At 67.4% G+C, this 15,161-nt stretch carries 17 protein-coding genes; 11 read left to right on the plus strand and 6 right to left on the minus strand.

Going from position 1 to position 15,161, the window contains the following annotated elements:
• Positions 1-7: 7 nt before the first annotated feature.
• Positions 8-649, plus strand: a complete 642-nt coding sequence (plsY, locus tag AC1RHV_RS04350) for a glycerol-3-phosphate 1-O-acyltransferase PlsY (RefSeq protein ID WP_313389366.1) — start codon at positions 8-10, stop codon at positions 647-649.
• Positions 650-700: 51 nt separating this feature from the next.
• Here the strand turns inward: plsY and tsaD are convergent, their stop codons facing one another.
• Positions 701-1,732 (minus strand): tRNA (adenosine(37)-N6)-threonylcarbamoyltransferase complex transferase subunit TsaD, encoded by a 1,032-nt coding sequence (tsaD, locus tag AC1RHV_RS04355; RefSeq protein ID WP_054453971.1) that lies wholly within the window; start codon positions 1,730-1,732, stop codon positions 701-703.
• A 110-nt stretch (positions 1,733-1,842) separates the two neighbouring features.
• Between tsaD and AC1RHV_RS04360 the strand changes: the two genes are divergently transcribed.
• The 3 genes from AC1RHV_RS04360 to AC1RHV_RS04370 all read left to right on the plus strand — a co-directional run bounded on the left by AC1RHV_RS04360 (position 1,843) and on the right by AC1RHV_RS04370 (position 4,903).
• Positions 1,843-3,135, plus strand: a complete 1,293-nt coding sequence (locus tag AC1RHV_RS04360; protein ID WP_119449664.1) for an NCS2 family permease — start codon at positions 1,843-1,845, stop codon at positions 3,133-3,135.
• 208 nt (positions 3,136-3,343) lie between these two features.
• Positions 3,344-4,360: an LLM class flavin-dependent oxidoreductase gene (locus AC1RHV_RS04365; protein ID WP_125472293.1), complete on the plus strand. Its 1,017-nt coding sequence runs from the start codon at positions 3,344-3,346 to the stop codon at positions 4,358-4,360.
• Positions 4,361-4,528: 168 nt separating this feature from the next.
• Positions 4,529-4,903 (plus strand): thioredoxin family protein, encoded by a 375-nt coding sequence (locus tag AC1RHV_RS04370; RefSeq protein ID WP_013394055.1) that lies wholly within the window; start codon positions 4,529-4,531, stop codon positions 4,901-4,903.
• Positions 4,904-4,931: 28 nt separating this feature from the next.
• On the opposite strand, the gene AC1RHV_RS04375 is transcribed toward AC1RHV_RS04370, so the two are convergent.
• The 5 genes from AC1RHV_RS04375 to AC1RHV_RS04395 all read right to left on the minus strand — a co-directional run bounded on the left by AC1RHV_RS04375 (position 4,932) and on the right by AC1RHV_RS04395 (position 8,981).
• The gene (locus AC1RHV_RS04375) at positions 4,932-5,519 is read right to left on the minus strand and encodes an IMPACT family protein (RefSeq protein ID WP_054454822.1); all 588 of its coding nucleotides are present in this window, start codon (positions 5,517-5,519) and stop codon (positions 4,932-4,934) included.
• Between the two features lie 27 nt (positions 5,520-5,546).
• Positions 5,547-6,353, minus strand: coding sequence for a transporter substrate-binding domain-containing protein (locus tag AC1RHV_RS04380; RefSeq protein WP_119449662.1), 807 nt, complete (start codon positions 6,351-6,353; stop codon positions 5,547-5,549).
• Positions 6,354-6,371: 18 nt separating this feature from the next.
• Positions 6,372-7,145 (minus strand): ABC transporter permease, encoded by a 774-nt coding sequence (locus tag AC1RHV_RS04385; protein ID WP_054453964.1) that lies wholly within the window; start codon positions 7,143-7,145, stop codon positions 6,372-6,374.
• Entirely contained in the window at positions 7,142-8,140 is a 999-nt protein-coding gene (locus AC1RHV_RS04390; protein WP_054453961.1) for an ABC transporter substrate-binding protein, read from the minus strand. Before AC1RHV_RS04390 ends, AC1RHV_RS04385 begins: the two co-directional genes overlap by 4 nt.
• Positions 8,141-8,210: 70 nt before the next feature.
• Positions 8,211-8,981, minus strand: coding sequence for an ABC transporter ATP-binding protein (locus AC1RHV_RS04395; RefSeq protein ID WP_054453958.1), 771 nt, complete (start codon positions 8,979-8,981; stop codon positions 8,211-8,213).
• Between the two features lie 274 nt (positions 8,982-9,255).
• Between AC1RHV_RS04395 and AC1RHV_RS04400 the strand changes: the two genes are divergently transcribed.
• Genes AC1RHV_RS04400 through AC1RHV_RS04430 form a run of 7 tightly spaced genes read left to right on the plus strand, consistent with a single transcriptional unit; the run spans position 9,256 to position 15,132 of the window.
• Positions 9,256-10,497: a CaiB/BaiF CoA transferase family protein gene (locus AC1RHV_RS04400; RefSeq protein WP_119449659.1), complete on the plus strand. Its 1,242-nt coding sequence runs from the start codon at positions 9,256-9,258 to the stop codon at positions 10,495-10,497.
• A 49-nt stretch (positions 10,498-10,546) separates the two neighbouring features.
• On the plus strand, positions 10,547-11,512 hold the full coding sequence (locus AC1RHV_RS04405) for a Bug family tripartite tricarboxylate transporter substrate binding protein (RefSeq protein WP_054453953.1): 966 nt from the start codon (positions 10,547-10,549) through the stop codon (positions 11,510-11,512).
• A gap of 12 nt (positions 11,513-11,524) precedes the next feature.
• On the plus strand, positions 11,525-12,004 hold the full coding sequence (locus AC1RHV_RS04410; protein ID WP_492299818.1) for a MaoC family dehydratase: 480 nt from the start codon (positions 11,525-11,527) through the stop codon (positions 12,002-12,004).
• Complete coding sequence (locus AC1RHV_RS04415; RefSeq protein ID WP_492299820.1) at positions 12,001-12,783, plus strand: enoyl-CoA hydratase/isomerase family protein; 783 nt, start codon at positions 12,001-12,003, stop codon at positions 12,781-12,783. Before AC1RHV_RS04410 ends, AC1RHV_RS04415 begins: the two co-directional genes overlap by 4 nt.
• Positions 12,784-12,788: 5 nt before the next feature.
• A complete protein-coding gene (locus AC1RHV_RS04420) occupies positions 12,789-13,184 on the plus strand; it encodes a Zn-ribbon domain-containing OB-fold protein (protein WP_492299822.1) in 396 nt (131 codons plus the stop codon).
• Positions 13,181-14,338: a thiolase family protein gene (locus AC1RHV_RS04425; RefSeq protein ID WP_054453947.1), complete on the plus strand. Its 1,158-nt coding sequence runs from the start codon at positions 13,181-13,183 to the stop codon at positions 14,336-14,338. The genes AC1RHV_RS04420 and AC1RHV_RS04425 overlap by 4 nt, the downstream gene beginning before the upstream one ends.
• A gap of 17 nt (positions 14,339-14,355) precedes the next feature.
• Complete coding sequence (locus AC1RHV_RS04430) at positions 14,356-15,132, plus strand: SDR family NAD(P)-dependent oxidoreductase (protein WP_492299825.1); 777 nt, start codon at positions 14,356-14,358, stop codon at positions 15,130-15,132.
• Positions 15,133-15,161: the final 29 nt, after the last annotated feature.

The following is a 15,161-nucleotide window of genomic DNA, read 5'->3' on the forward strand; positions in this document are numbered from 1 at the left end:
CCTATCCATGGCGATAAACGACCCCTCCCTGGTCTTCAGCGCTGCGCTCATCCTGCTGGCCTACCTGATCGGCTCCGTGCCCTTCGCAGTGGTCGTCAGCAAGCTCATGGGCCTGCAAGACCCCCGCAGCTACGGCTCCAAGAATCCCGGCGCCACCAATGTGCTGCGCACCGGGAACAAGACGGCCGCCGCGCTGACGCTGCTGGGCGACGCCGCCAAGGGATGGTTCGCGATCTGGCTGGCCGAAAGACTGGCTCCCGGGATCTCCCCCGTCGCGCTGGCGCTGGTGGCGCTGGCCGCCTTCCTGGGCCATCTGTACCCGATATTCCTGCGCTTCAAGGGCGGCAAGGGCGTGGCCACCGCCTTGGGCGTGCTGGTGGCAATCCAGCCCTGGCTGGCGGTCGCCACGGCGGCCACCTGGCTGATCGTCGCGGTGTTCTTCCGCTATTCGTCCCTGGCTTCACTGGTGGCGGCCTTCTTCGCCCCCGTCTACTACGTGTTCGGTTCCGGCCTGGCCTGGTATGCGCAGCCGTCCATGGGCGTGGCGCTTGCAGTCATCGGCGTGCTGTTGTTCTACCGCCACCGCGCCAACATCACGCGCCTGGTCCAGGGCACGGAAAGCCGCATCGGCGGCGGCAAGAAGAAATAAACGCGCAAGGAATGCGCTTCGGGGCGGCCTGCATGGCCGCCCTTTTCATTTTCAGGCGATGTCGGCCAGGTCCCAGCGCGGCTTCACAGTGAAGCTGTGCGCATCCGGATCCAGCGTCGCCAGGCCAGCCTTGACCCGCTCGGCGGCGGCAAAGGCAATCATGGCGCCGTTGTCGGTGCACAGTTCCAGGGGCGGGAAATAGGCGCGCGCCTTGAGCGGCTTGAGCGCCGCGTCCAGCTTGGCGCGCAGCAGCTGGTTGGCCCCCACTCCCCCGGCCACCACCAGGCGCTTCAGGCCGGTCTGCTTCAGAGCCTTGATGGCCTTGGCCGCCAGCACTTCCACGATGGCGGCCTGCGTGGCCGCGGCCAGGTCGGCGCGGGTCTGTTCGTCCAGTCCGCCCGCGGCTTCGGCAGCCTTGACCCGGGTCAGCACGGCCGTCTTCAGGCCGCTGAAACTGAAATCCAGGTCGCCGCTGTGCAGCATGGGGCGCGGCAGATCGAAACGCGCGGCATCGCCGCTGGCGGCCAGCCGGGACAGCGCCGGTCCGCCGGGATAGCCCAGGCCCATGAGCTTGGCCGACTTGTCGAAGGCCTCGCCCGCCGCGTCGTCCAGCGTTTCGCCCAGCAATTCGTAGCGTCCCACCCCGTCCACGCGCATCAGCTGCGTGTGTCCGCCGGACACCAGCAGCGCCACGAAGGGGAATTCAGGCCGCGGATCCGCCAGCATCGGCGACAGCAGATGGCCTTCCAGGTGATGGATGCCGATGGCGGGCAAATGACGCGACCAGGCGAACGACTGCGCGACGCTGGCGCCCACCAGCAAGGCGCCGGCCAGGCCGGGGCCGGCCGTATAGGCCACAGCGCCGACATCTGACATTTGCAGGCCCGCTTCTTCGAGGACCTGCCGGGTCAGCGGCACAACGCGGCGAATATGGTCGCGCGAGGCGAGTTCCGGCACCACGCCCCCGTATTCCTGGTGCATGGCGATCTGGGTATGCAGCGCGTGCGCGAGCAGGCCCCGTTCCGTACAGACGGCAGCGACGCCGGTTTCGTCGCAGGAGCTTTCAAAGCCGAGAATAATCATGGCGGCAGAGTTTACAACTGATGCGAAAATACGCCCTTTCATGAAAAACCGGCGGGCAACCCAGCCCGCCCACAACAACCCGCAATCCTGCAAACACATTGGGGACTCGAATGCTCGAGAAGCTATTCAAGCTGCGTGAACACGGCACGACAGCGCGTACGGAACTGGTCGCCGGCCTGACGACATTCCTGACGATGTCGTACATCATCTTCGTCAATCCGGACATCCTGTCGTCGACGGGCATGGACCGCGATGCCGTGTTCGTCGCCACCTGCCTGGCCGCCGCGCTGGGCTCGCTGGTGATGGCGCTGATCGCCAACTGGCCGATCGGCATGGCGCCGGGCATGGGCCTGAACGCCTTCTTCGCATTCACCGTGGTCAAGACCATGGGCTACACCTGGGAGCAGGCGCTGGGCGCCGTGTTCATCTCGGGCGTGATCTTCCTGTTCCTGACGTTCTCGGGCATCCGGGTCTGGCTGGTCAAGGGCATTCCCCATTCGCTGCGCAGCGCCATCGCCGCCGGCATCGGGCTGTTCCTTGCCATTATCGCGCTATCCAGCGCCAACATCGTGGTTGCGCATCCCGCCACCAAGGTCACCCTGGGCGACCTGACCCAGCCCGGTCCGCTGTTCGCCATCCTGGGCTTTTTCATCATCGCCGCGCTGGATGCGCTGCGCGTGCGCGGCGCGATCCTGATCGGCATCCTGGTGGTCACGGTGCTGTCGATGGCGCTGGGCTACAACGAATTCAAGGGCATCTTCGCCGCCCCGCCCAGCCTGGCCCCCACGCTGATGAAGCTGGACATCCTGGGCGCGCTGCACAGCGGCTTCGTGCACGTGATCCTGGTGTTCGTGCTGGTTGAAGTGTTCGACGCCACCGGCACGCTGGTCGGCGTGGCCAAGCGCGCGGGCCTGATGCCCGAGAACCGCCCCAACCGCCTGGGCCGCGCACTCTTCGCCGACAGCAGCGCCATCGTGGCCGGTTCGATGCTGGGTACCAGCAGCACCACCGCCTACGTGGAAAGCGCCTCCGGCGTGCAGGCCGGCGGCCGTACCGGCATGACGGCGCTGGTCGTCGCGGTGCTGTTCCTGGCCGCGCTGTTCATTTCGCCGCTGGCCGGCGCCGTGCCGGCCTACGCCACCGCGCCCGCCCTGCTCTACGTGGCCGGCCTGATGATGCGCGAACTGATCGACATCGACTGGAACGACGTCTGCGAGGCCACGCCGGCCGCGCTGACCGCCCTGGTCATGCCGTTCACGTACTCGATCGCCAATGGCATCGCCTTCGGCTTCATCAGCTACGTGGTGCTGAAGACGGCCACCGGCAAGGTCCGCGACGTGCATCCCGCCACCTGGCTGGTCGCGGCGCTGTTCGTGATCCGCTACGCGTTCTTCCCCGGCTAGGCGCAAGCCCCAAGGCCGCTCGCAAGGCGGACCAATCGCAGCAATAGCGGAAATCAATCAACCCGCCGCGCCATATGGTTGCTGGCGGGTCCGCTTGATTTCACCGATACACTCCCCATGTATAACGGCATATGGAGTCCGCCTTGCGCCTTACCCGCTTTGTTTCCGCCCCGCTGTCCTGTCCCACCGTGCATACGGAGGTTTCCGCATGAGCAGCCTGGCCCGCATCCCTTTCTCCGTACTGGACCTGGCCCCGATAGTGCAAGGTCGCGACGCGGCTGACGCCTTCCGCAACACGGTTGCGGTCGCGCAGCACGTGGAACGCCTGGGCTACAAGCGCTTCTGGCTGGCGGAACACCACAACATCAACGGCGTGGCCAGCAGCGCCACCGCCGTACTGATCGGCCACGTCGCCGCGCACACCAGCACCCTGCGCGTGGGCTCGGGCGGCGTCATGCTGCCCAACCACGCGCCGCTGATCATCGCCGAGCAGTTCGGCACGCTGGAAACGCTTTACCCTGGCCGTATCGACCTGGGCCTGGGCCGCGCGCCCGGTAGCGACGGCGCCACGCAACACGCATTGCGCCGCGGTCCGCGCAGCGGATTGGAGTTCCCGGCGCTGGTGGAAGAATTGCGCGGTTTCCTCGCGCCTTCGCGCCCTGGCCAGCCCGTGCGCGCCATTCCCGGCGAAGGCCTGGACATTCCGATCTGGCTGCTGGGGTCCAGCGATTTCAGCGCGCGGCTTGCCGCGGAGCTGGGCCTGCCCTTCTCCTTCGCGGGACATTTTTCGCCCGAAGGCATGGCGGCCATGCGCCTGTACCGCCATTTGTTCAAGCCGTCGGCAACGCTGGCGCGGCCCTACGCCATGATAGGCGTGCCGGTCGTGGCCGCCGAAACCGATGAAGCCGCCAGGCGCCAGGCCACCACCCAGCAGCTGAAATTCCTGTCGCTGGTGCGCGGCAACCGCCTGCAGCTGCAACCGCCCGTGGACAGCATGGACGGCCTGTGGAACGAATGGGAGCGCGAGGCGGTCCATCAAAGACTGGGCGCGGCCATCGTGGGCGGCCCGGATACCGTCCGGCGCGAACTGGAAGCGCTGGTGGCCGAAACCGAGGCCGACGAAGTCATGATCGTCTCGGATTTCTACGATATCGCCGACCGCCTGCGTTCCTTCGAGATCGTCGCGTCGTTGAAAAACGGCGCCCCGGCAAGCACCGCGGCCTGAGGGCCGCAGCCCGCGCCTCAGGCGCCAACCATTGCGACGCGGCCATTACCCGCTCTACTATCGTTCTTAAAGCACCGAACGCCGCCGCAACGCCCCATCGGGTCCGGGACGGGCATACCCCGGGCCTCTGACACCGCTTTTTACGCCGCTCGCCGGCAAGGATTCAAAATGAGTATTGTTGAACTCACCAAAGACAGCTTCCAGGAAGCCATTACCCCCGACGGTACGCTGATCGTCGATTTCTGGGCGCCCTGGTGCGGCCCCTGCCGCGGTTTCGCGCCGGTATTCGAACAGGCCGCCACCGAGCATCCCGACGTCACCTTCGCCAAGGTCAATACCGACGTGGAACAGGAACTGGCCGGCGCGCTGGGCATCCGTTCCATCCCGACCCTGATGGTCTTCCGCGAGAAGGTCCTGCTGTTCTCGCAACCGGGCGCCTTGTCGGGCGGCCAGCTCAATGAGCTGCTCGCCAAGATCAAGGAAGTGGACATGGAAAAGGTCCATCAGGAAATTGCAGCTGCCCAGAACGGGCAGGACGCCTGAACGCTGCGCGGGCCGTGCGCCCCTGGGATCAGGACTCGACTTCCCAGGCCGCACGCCCGCGCGTGATGTTGGCGGCGGTCACTTCCAGGTCCGCCACCGCTGCGCGCGGCACCGTGAACCGTAGCGCCACCCCTTCCTCGTTGAAGTCTTCCTGCAGGATGGCCGCGCCTGCCTGAGCCAGGCGCGACTTCAGCAACGCCAGTTCGCCAAAACCGCAAGCGCAGGCGACGGTTGCAAGATCCACGATCTCGGTCCGCTCCCCCAGCCGCAGGCAGTTGGCCGCGCAGCCCCCGTAGGCGCGCACCAGTCCGCCTGCGCCGAGCTTGATGCCCCCGTACCAGCGCACTACCAGCACCGCCACGCGATCCATGTCCTGGCCTTCGATGGCTTGCAGGATGGGACGGCCGGCCGTGCCTCCCGGCTCGCCGTCGTCATTGAAGCGGTATTCCTGGCCGATGCGGTAGGCCCAGCAGTTGTGGGTCGCTTCGGCGTCGCTATGTTCGGCAAAGAAGCGCATGGCTTCGTCCACGCCGGACACGGGCGCCGCATACGCGACAAAGCGGCTTTTCTTGATGTCTTCCTGGTAGGTGCAAGGGGCGGTCAGCGTGTGCGTCATGACCGGCATTGTATGTGCCGCCAGTCCCTAGCCGTGGCAGTCGGGCACTTCCTGGTCGAGATAGACATCGAAGGCCACGTCGCGGGCCCACTTCGCGGTCATGGCCTTCCAGGCGCCCGCTCGGTCCCAGGAGCGCATTTCCTGGCTCAGCCAGTTGCGGCTGGCGGAGTCGGAGGCCGGCAGCAGCCACACGCGTTCACGCCGCGCGCCATCGGCCGCCAGCGTCGAGGAGAACTTCTTCCATTCCGGGAAGCGCACCAGCGGCTCCCAGACCGCGTCGTCGACCAGGCCGATATCGCAGCTGCCCTCGCGCACGGCGACCAGCGCATCGGACGGCACGCGGTAGGTGCGCACCACCGCGCCCCAGCTTTCGGCCAGGGCGCGGGAAGCGCTTGCGGCCTCCGCCATGCAGACGCTGCGGCCGCGCACGTCGGCGGGTCGGCGCAGGCTGGTGTCGCTGCGGATCACGGCCTTGGGTCGGGCGGCATAGCCTGTGGCTTGCGTCGCGACCGCGTCCGGCTGGGCCGACGCGCCGTCGGCCAGGACCAGGTCGACCCGCCCCGCCGCCAGCGCGGCAGCGGCCTGTTCCTGCGGCAATTGCACCAGGCGCACCGGCAGTCCCAGGCTTTGCGCCAATCTATCGGTCATTGCGGCGTCCAGGCCGTCCGGCGTGCGGATCTTGGCGCCGGCCGCGGGCGGCGGCGCCAGGTAAGGCACGCCCACCACCAGCTCGCCGCGCGCCCGCGCCGCCGCGAAGGCGTCGGGCTGCGCCTGCGCGAAGCCCGATGCAACCAGGCAGGCGCCGAGGACAAACAGACGGATGCGGCCAATCATGCAGGACTCCTGTCGCCCTCAGACGTACTGGTAGCGCAGCAGGCGGTGCTTGAGGTTTTCAAGCACGAACTGGTCGATCAGCGCGGCCAGCACGGCAATGACCAGGATGTTGGTCATGACGCCGGTCATGTCGGCGATTTCGCCCGAATAGGCCAGCGAACGGCCCAGCCCCTTGCCGAAGCCGATCAGCATTTCCGCCGAGATCAGCGCGCGCCAGGCATTGCCGAAGGCGAGCTGCGCGCCGGTGATGAGCTCGGGCATCACGGCCGGCAGGTAGACCCGCTTGACCAGTCCCCAGCGCGTGGCGCCCATGACGCGCGCCGCCGATACATGCACGCGCTGCACGGACTCAGTCGCGTTCATGACGCTGAGCGCGGCCGGGAAGAAAGCCGACAATGCCACCACGACGATGATGGGCGTATTGCCGAAGCCCATCACGATGAGGAACAGCGGCACCCAGGCGATCGACGGAATCGACTGCAGGATGACGATGGCGCTGCGCAGCACTTCGCGGAAGAAGAACAGCACAGCCGCCACCAGGCCGAAGCCGATGCCGGCCGCCAGCGCCAGGCCGTAGCCCGCGCCCAGCCGCCCCAGCGTGCCCAGGAGGCTCTGGTGGAAGGACTGCTTGCCCAGGTCTTCGACCAGGCGCTCGACCACGGCCGGCACGCCCGGCATCAGGAAGTCCGGCAGCGCGAACGCCGCCAGTTGCCACAAGGCCAGGATGAACAACACGCCCAGAACGCCCGCGAAATGCTTGCGGGCGCCGGTGACTCGGGTAGATGCGCTCAAAGCTTGCGAGCCTCTTGCCAGGACAGGTCGACGATGCTGGAGACGTCATACGGCTTGCCGTCGCGCGTCTTCAGCGAACCCTGGGCTTGCAGGATGTCGGCGATTTCCTGCATGCGGCGGGTGTCCTTGTCGGTTAGCTTGGGCGTGAAGACCTGCGTGCCGATGGCTTCGGCGATGACGGTCTCGCGCGGCAGTTCGCCACGGGTCAGGGTCTTGAGCGTGGGTTCGGCGATGAAGTAGGACGCGATCAGCTTGGAAGCCTGCGCGGGTTCCTTCTGCAGCAGCTGGATGGCCTGGTTCTGCGCATCCAGCGCCTTCCAGACGTCGTCCTTGCGCTTGGCCAGCGTCTCGCCGGAGGTGATCACCACCATGCACGGGAACGGCCAGGCCTGGCCCACTTCATAGATCTGCTTGACCGGCGCCACCAGTTGCGCGATGCGATCGTAGGGTTCGAACAGGAAGGCCGCGTCCACGCGCTTGCCCACCAGCGACTGGACCGCCACGGCCGGGCTTACGCCCATGACGTTGACGTCGTCCGCAGCCAGGTTGCCCTGCTTGAGCACCACGCCCTTCAGCACCACGTCGGCAGTGCTGCCTTCGGCCTGGGAGGCCAGGGTCTTGCCCTTCAGCCCGGCGATGTCCTTGATGCCGGAGTCTTCGCGCACGATCAGCGAGTGGTAGCCCTGCTGCGCACCGCCCACCACCTTCAGGTCCGCGCCCTTGGAGGCCCAGGCCACCGCGTTGGTGAAGCCCAGCACGCCGATGTCCAGCTGGCCGCCGACGATGGCCTTGATCAGGTCGGTGCCCGACTTGAACTCGATCAGTTCGGAATCCAGGCCGGCCTTTTTGTAGTAGCCGCCCTCTTGCGCGACGATGGCCTGCGCATCGTCCATCACGCGCAGATAGCCCACACGGAATTTCTCGGCCGCCATCGCGGGGGCTGCCGCCAGCAGCGCCGCGGCCAGCGGCAGGGACAGCCATTGCTTCAGTTTCATGGGAAGTGCTCCAAGGTATGCAGGGCCGGCCGACGCGCACGCGCCGCCAGCAAGAATCCAGATCCGGGGGTCAGGCTGCCAGGGCCAGGTCCGCGTGCTCGCCCGAACCGTCCACCGCGATGCCGAGCAGGCGCAGGATCTCGCGCTTCTCGGCCGCCAGGCCGGACAGGTCATGGGTCTTTTCGCGGTGCGCGAGGTTGAACTCGCGCAGCACGCGCGCCGGGCGCGGGCTGAAGACGATGATGCGGTCGGCCAGGAACAAGGCCTCGTCCACGTCGTGCGTCACCAGCAGCACGGTGGGCTTTTCCTGGGCGATGAGCTGGCGCAGGACGTCCTGCAGGCTCAGCCGGGTCAGCGCGTCCAGTGCGCCGAAAGGCTCGTCCATCAGCATGGTCTGCGGCTGGGCGATGAAGGCGCGCGCCAGCGCGGCGCGTTGTCGCATGCCGCCGGACACCTGATGGGGGTAATAGTGTTCGAAGCCGGCCAGACTGACGCGCGCCAGCCACTGGCGCGCGGCTTCACGGGCGCGGGGCTTGGGCGTATTCTGGAATTCCAGCGCCAGCGCCACGTTGTCCTCCAGCGTCAGCCAGGGGTACAGCGCGTGTTCCTGGAACACCAGGGTACGGCTGGGATGGGGGCCGGCAACCGCCTTGCCGTCGGCCAGCACGCTGCCTTCGGTGGGCTTTTCCAGGCCGGCCGCCAGATGCAGCAAGGTGGACTTGCCGCAACCCGAGGGGCCCACCAGGGCAACCAGTTCACCGGTCTTGATTTCGCTGGTAAAGCCGTCCACCACCGGCAGTTCGCCGAAGTGCTTGTGGACGTGATCGAAGGTGAGATTCATGGAACGTATCGTGGCGGGCCAAAAATGAGCCTCCAATCTAACAATTCGTTATATGAATCCAAACTATCAATATTGAATGTCTTAACTTCTTTTCGTAATAAAGAACGCATCAACAGCGTTCTGCCCGGACTGGTTACGGACATCGAACGGCGGCCCCATCCCGCCGGCAATACTCAATTCGAATCGATAACGCGTAAAACGATATTGGACCCTCGCTACCTCCGTCATTAAGGTGGACCCCAGACATAACGGGGCCCACCCCGATCGGAGCGACATGGAGCGAGACAACACCGCCGCCGCGCAGCCGCGCGGCGCGCTATCCCACCTCAAGATCCTGGACCTGACGCGCGTGCTGGCCGGCCCATGGGCGACGCAGACGCTGGCCGACATGGGCGCTGACGTCATCAAGGTAGAGCGCCCTGGACACGGCGACGACACGCGCGGCTGGGGGCCGCCTTTCCTGACCGGCGCCGACGGCGCTGAGACCCGGGACTCGTCCTACTTCCTGAGCGCCAACCGCGGCAAGCGGTCAATTACCGTGGACATCGCCACGACGGAAGGCCAGGCTCTGATTGCGGAACTGGCGAAGGACTCCGACGTGCTGGTCGAGAACTACAAAGTCGGCACGCTGGCGCGTTATGGACTGGACTACGACAGCCTGCGCGCCATCAATCCGCGCCTGGTCTATTGCTCGATCACCGGCTTCGGCCAGGACGGACCCTACGCGCCGCTGCCGGGCTACGACTTCGTGTTCCAGGGCATGGGCGGACTGATGAGCATCACCGGCGACCCCGCCGGCGAGCCGATGAAATCCGGTATCGCGATCACGGACCTGCTGACCGGCGTCTACGCCAGCACGGCCATATTGGCCGCAGTCGAACACCGCCGCGTCAGCGGCGTGGGGCAGTACATCGACATGTCGCTGCTGGACTGCGTGATCACGATCTCGTCCTACCAGGCCATCAACTACTTCCTGTCCGGGCGGGTGCCGCAGCGCATGGGCAATGCCCATTCCAACATGGTTCCGTACCAGGTATTCGCCTGCAAGGAAGGCTCGGTCATCGTCGCCGTCGGCAATGACGGCCAATACCGCGCCTTCTGCGGCGCCATCGGCCGCGCCGACCTGGCCGCCGACGAACGCTACGCCACGGCCGGCGGGCGCAATCGGAACCGCGACACGCTGATACCGCCGATCGCCGAGGCGATGCTGGCGCGCACCATGCAGGAATGGGTGCAGATACTGCAGGCGGTCAACGTGCCCTGCGGGCCCATCTACAACATCGAACAGGTATTCCAGGACCCGCACGTGCGCCATCGCGGCATGCAGTTGTCGCTGCCCCATGTCTCGGGCGTGGACACGCCGGCCGTGGCCAACCCCATCCGCATGCGCGACACCCCCATGCGCTACGACCGCGCCGCGCCGGCGCTGGGCCAGCACACCGACGCCGTGCTGCGCGAGCGGCTGGGCCTGGACGAAGCCCGCATCGCGCAGCTGAAAGGCCGCGGAATCATCTGACCCCAACCGCCGGGCAGGCGGCCATGACAACAACCCAGGAGACACCACCATGCGCATCATCACCGCCGCAGTCTGCAGCGCCCTGACCCTGGCGGCCCTAGCGGCCGCCCCCGCGTCGGCTCAGGACGCGCCCGTCCGCTTCATCGTGCCCTACCCGCCCGGCGGCGCCGCCGACCAGATCGCGCGCCTGGTGGCGCAGGAAATGAGCAAGGGCGGCGGCGCGACCATCATCGTCGAGAACAAGCCCGGCGCCGCCGGCATGATCGCCGCCGACTACGTCGCCCGCGCCAAGCCCGACGGCAAGACTTTCTTCGTCGGCTCCAATGCCCCGCTGGTGGTGAACCAGGCGCTCTACGCAAAGATGACCTACGACCCGTCCAAGGACTTCGTCCCGGTCTCGGGCATGGCCAAGTCGCCGCTCTTGCTTGTGGTGCGCCATGACCTGCCGGCGCGCGACGTCAAGGCCTTGATCGCCCTGGGCAAGCAATCTCCCGGCAAGCTGACCATGGGCTCGGCCGGCACCGGGAACATCACCTATCTTGCCGGCGAATACGCCGTCAGCAAGCTGGGCTTCCAGGTCACGCACGTACCCTACCAGGGCAGCGCCCCCGCCATCGTCGGCCTGATGGGCAGCAGCACCGACATGATGTTCGACGCCCTGCCCTCCAGCATGACGCAGGCGCAGTCCGGCAAGATCCGCCCCTTCGCCGTGCTCGACGACAAGCGCTTCGCCGGCCTGCCCGACGTACCCACCGCCGCCGAGCTCGGCTATCCCGGCATCGACGCCAGCGCCTGGTTCGGCCTGGTGGCGCCCGCCGGCACGCAGACCGCCGTCGTCGACCAGATGAACCGCGGCGTCAACCAGGCGCTCGCGCAGCCGGAACTGCAGCGCAAGCTCACCAGTATCGGCGCGGTGGCCATGCCGGGCGACGCCCAGGTGTTCGCCGCCTTCGTGCAGGCCGAGCGCGACCGCTGGCTGCCGGTCGCCCGCGACCTGGGCCTGAAGGCCCAGTGAAAAGAGCCCCCCATGATCACCTTGGACTCCATCGAGGCGCTGCGCGCCTTTTCCGGACAGCCTCCCGCGCTGACTCCCTGGCAGACGGTCGACCAGGACACCATCAACCGCTTCGGCCTGGCCACCGGCGACACGCAGTGGATCCACATGGACCCGCAGCGCGCGCAAGCCGAATCGCCCTACGGCGCGGCCATCGCCCACGGCTTGCTGACGCTCTCGCTGCTGCCCAGCCTCTATGCGTCGGCGATGCGCTTTCCGAACCGCAGGCTGGCGGTGAACTACGGCTTTGACCGCGTGCGCTTCACCCAGGCGGTCAAGGCCGGTGCGCGCATCCGCGGCGCGTTTGCGCTGACGTCCGTCGACGAGCTGCCGGATGGCCAGGCGCGCCTGGCGTGGGACGTTCGCATCGATATCGACGGCGAGGAAAGACCGGCGCTGGTTGCGCGCTGGCTCACGCAGATCGCCTATCACGCAGGCAAGGAGCAGGCATGACACTGAAGATCACCCGCCACGGCGCCACCGCCGTGCTGGCCATGGACCGCCCCGACCAGCGCAATGCGCTCAGCCTGGAGATGCGCGAGGCGTTCGCGCGCGCCCTCCCGGAACTGCGCGCGGATGACGGCATCAAGGCCGTCGTCCTGACGGGTTCGGGCGGGCATTTCTGCGCCGGCGGCGACATCAAGTCCATCGCGCAGGCGCATGCCCAGGGCCTGGACGCCTTCGAGGGGCGCGCGCGCATCCGCAAGATCCACCAGTGGTACGACGCGCTGGTGGATCTGGAGAAACCCGTCATCAGCGCGGTGGAAGGCGTGGCTTTCGGCGCCGGCCTGTCGCTGGCGCTGTGCGCGGACTACGCCATCGCGCGGCGCGGCGCCACCTTCTGCGCGGTGTTCGCCCGCATCGGCTACGTGCCCGATATGCTGGGCATGTATCTGCTGCCGCGCGCCGTCGGGCTGGCGCGCGCCAAGGAACTGGTGTTCACGGCCCGGGTCTGCGACGCCGAGGAAGCGCTGGAACTTGGGCTGGTGCAGGCGCTCTGCGACGGCGATCCGCTGGAACAGGCGCTGGCCATGGCCGAACGTTTTCACAACGCCCCGACGCAGGCGCTGGGCCTGGCCAAGACCATCATGAACCGGACCTTCGAGTCCAGCCGCGAAGACATCTACGCGCAGGAAGCCATGGCCCAGGCCATCTGCCGCGACAGCGCCTTCCACCGCGAAGCCGCCCGGCGCTTCGTGGAAAAGCTGCCCCCCGCCTACAAATGGGATTGAACGACATGCCTACGCAAACCCAAACCGCCGAACCGGGTCCGCAGGCCCGCTACGAGGCCTATCTGAACGAAGGCCGTTTCATGCTGCAGCGCGACCGCGCCAGCGGCGAATTCTTCTTCTATCCGCGCGTAGCCGCGCCGCGCAGCGGTTCGCGCGACGTGGAATGGGCCGCACCCAGCGGACTGGGGCGGATCTACGCCGCCACCGTCATCCACCCCCGGCCGCCCGAAACGCCCTACGGCGTGGTGCTGGTCGATCTGGACGAAGGGCCGCGGCTGATGTCACGGGTGGACGGCATCCCCGCGCAGGACGTGCGCATCGGCGCCCGGGTGCGCGCCCGCGTCGTCCAGGAGGCCGGATGCGGCGTGCTGGTGTTTGAATCTGTGGCGGAGCAAGCATGACCCAAGACCGTTTCCCGCGCGGCAAGGCCGCCATCGTCGCCGCAGCCACCTACGGTATCGGCCAGACCCCGGGGCTGAGCTCGATGGACCTCGCCGTCCAGGCCAGTCTTGCGGCCCTGGACCAGGCAGGGCTGCGCCCGGATCAGGTCGACGGCCTTTTCATCGGTCTGCCCGATGACTTCATGTCCGGCCTGGGCTTTGCCGAATACCTGGGCATCTCGCCTCGCCTGACGGAGAACAACCGCACCGGCGGGTCCTCCTTTCTGACGCACGCCATGTGGGCCGCGCTGGCCTTGGAAGCGGGGCAATGCGACGTGGCGCTGATCGCCTACGGCAGCAATCAGCGCAGCGGCGCGGGCAAACTGGTGAGCTCCATGCGCCCCGCCCCCAACGAAGCGCCCTACCGCCTGGCGCGTCCGGTGGGCGCCTATGCGCTGGCGGCTTCGCGCTACGCCCACCAGTACGGCCTGAAGCGCGAACAGCTAGGCGCGGTGGCCATCGCCGCCCGCCAATGGGCCATGCTCAATCCTGAAGCCTACATGCGCGAACCTCTGGACATGGCGCAGTACCTGTCGGCCCGCATGGTGGCCGAGCCCCTGAGCGTGCGCGACTGCTGCCTGGTCACCGACGGCGCCGCTGCCGTGGTGATGACCCGCGCCGACCGGGCCCGCGACCACTGCGCCCGGCCCGCCTATCTGTTGGGCGCGGCCGCCGCCACGGACCACCGCGAAATCACCAATATGCCGGACCTGACGGTGACGGCGGCCGCGCGCAGCGGCGCGCGCGCCTTTGCCCAGGCCGGCGTGCGGCCGCGGGACATCGACGTGCTGGAGCTGTACGACGCCTTCACCATCAACCCGATCCTGTTCCTGGAGGACCTGGGCTTCTGCGCCAAGGGCGAAGGCGCGGCGTTCGTGGAAAACGGCCGCATCGCGCCCGGCGGCGAGCTGCCCGTCAACACCAACGGCGGCGGCCTGTCCTGCGTGCATCCCGGCATGTACGGCCTGTTCACCATGGTTGAAGCCTACGTGCAGCTGGCCGGCCTGGGCGGCGCGCGCCAGGTGCCCGGCGCCAGCCTGGCGCTGGCTCACGGCAACGGCGGCGAGCTGTCCAGCCAGGCCACCCTGATCCTCGGCACGGCCGAAACCCTCTGAACCCGACAAGGAAAACCATGAACCGCACAGCTTTTCTGCTAGACCAGCGCAGCATCATCGTGACGGGCGCCGCCCAGGGCATAGGCCGCGCCATCAGCGAACTGGCCATGCAATTAGGCGCGCGCGTGACCGCCGTCGACATGAACGCCGACGCCCTTGCCGCGTTCGAGCGCGAGGCGCCCAAGGATCAGTTGCTGACCCTGGCCGGCGACGTGTCGGACCCGGCATTCGCGGCCGCGGCCGTCGAGCGCGCGGCGCAGCACTACGGCGCGGTGGACGGCCTGGTGAACAACGCGGGCATCACCCGCACCGCCATGATAGAAAAAATGACCCAGGAAGCCTGGCAAAAGGTGATCGACGTGCACCTGACCGGATCCTTCCAGTTCCTGCAGGCCGTCGGCCGCCACATGCTGGCTGGGGCGCGCGAGACTGGCAAGCCCGGCGGCTCCATCGTCAACATCACCTCGGACGCGGGTCGCCGCGGCACCATAGGCCAGATCAACTACGCCGCGGCAAAGTCCGGCGTGCTGGGCCTGACGATGAGCGCCGCGCGCGAATGGGGCAAATACGGGATACGCGTCAACACCATCGGCTTCGGCGTGGTGGAAACGCCCATGACGGAGACCATACGGGGGGACAAGTTCCGCGACACCTATCTGTCGCAGATCCCGCTGGGCCGCTTCGGCCAGCCTGGCGAGGTGGCGTGGCCGGTGTGCTTCCTGCTGTCGGATGCCGCCTCGTACATGACGGGGCAGCACCTCTATGCCAATGGCGGCATGACCATAGGCATGTAGGGAAAATCCAGGGCCGCGGCCAGATGCTT

This window comes from Achromobacter sp. GW823-FHT04E03 (genome assembly GCF_058796095.1).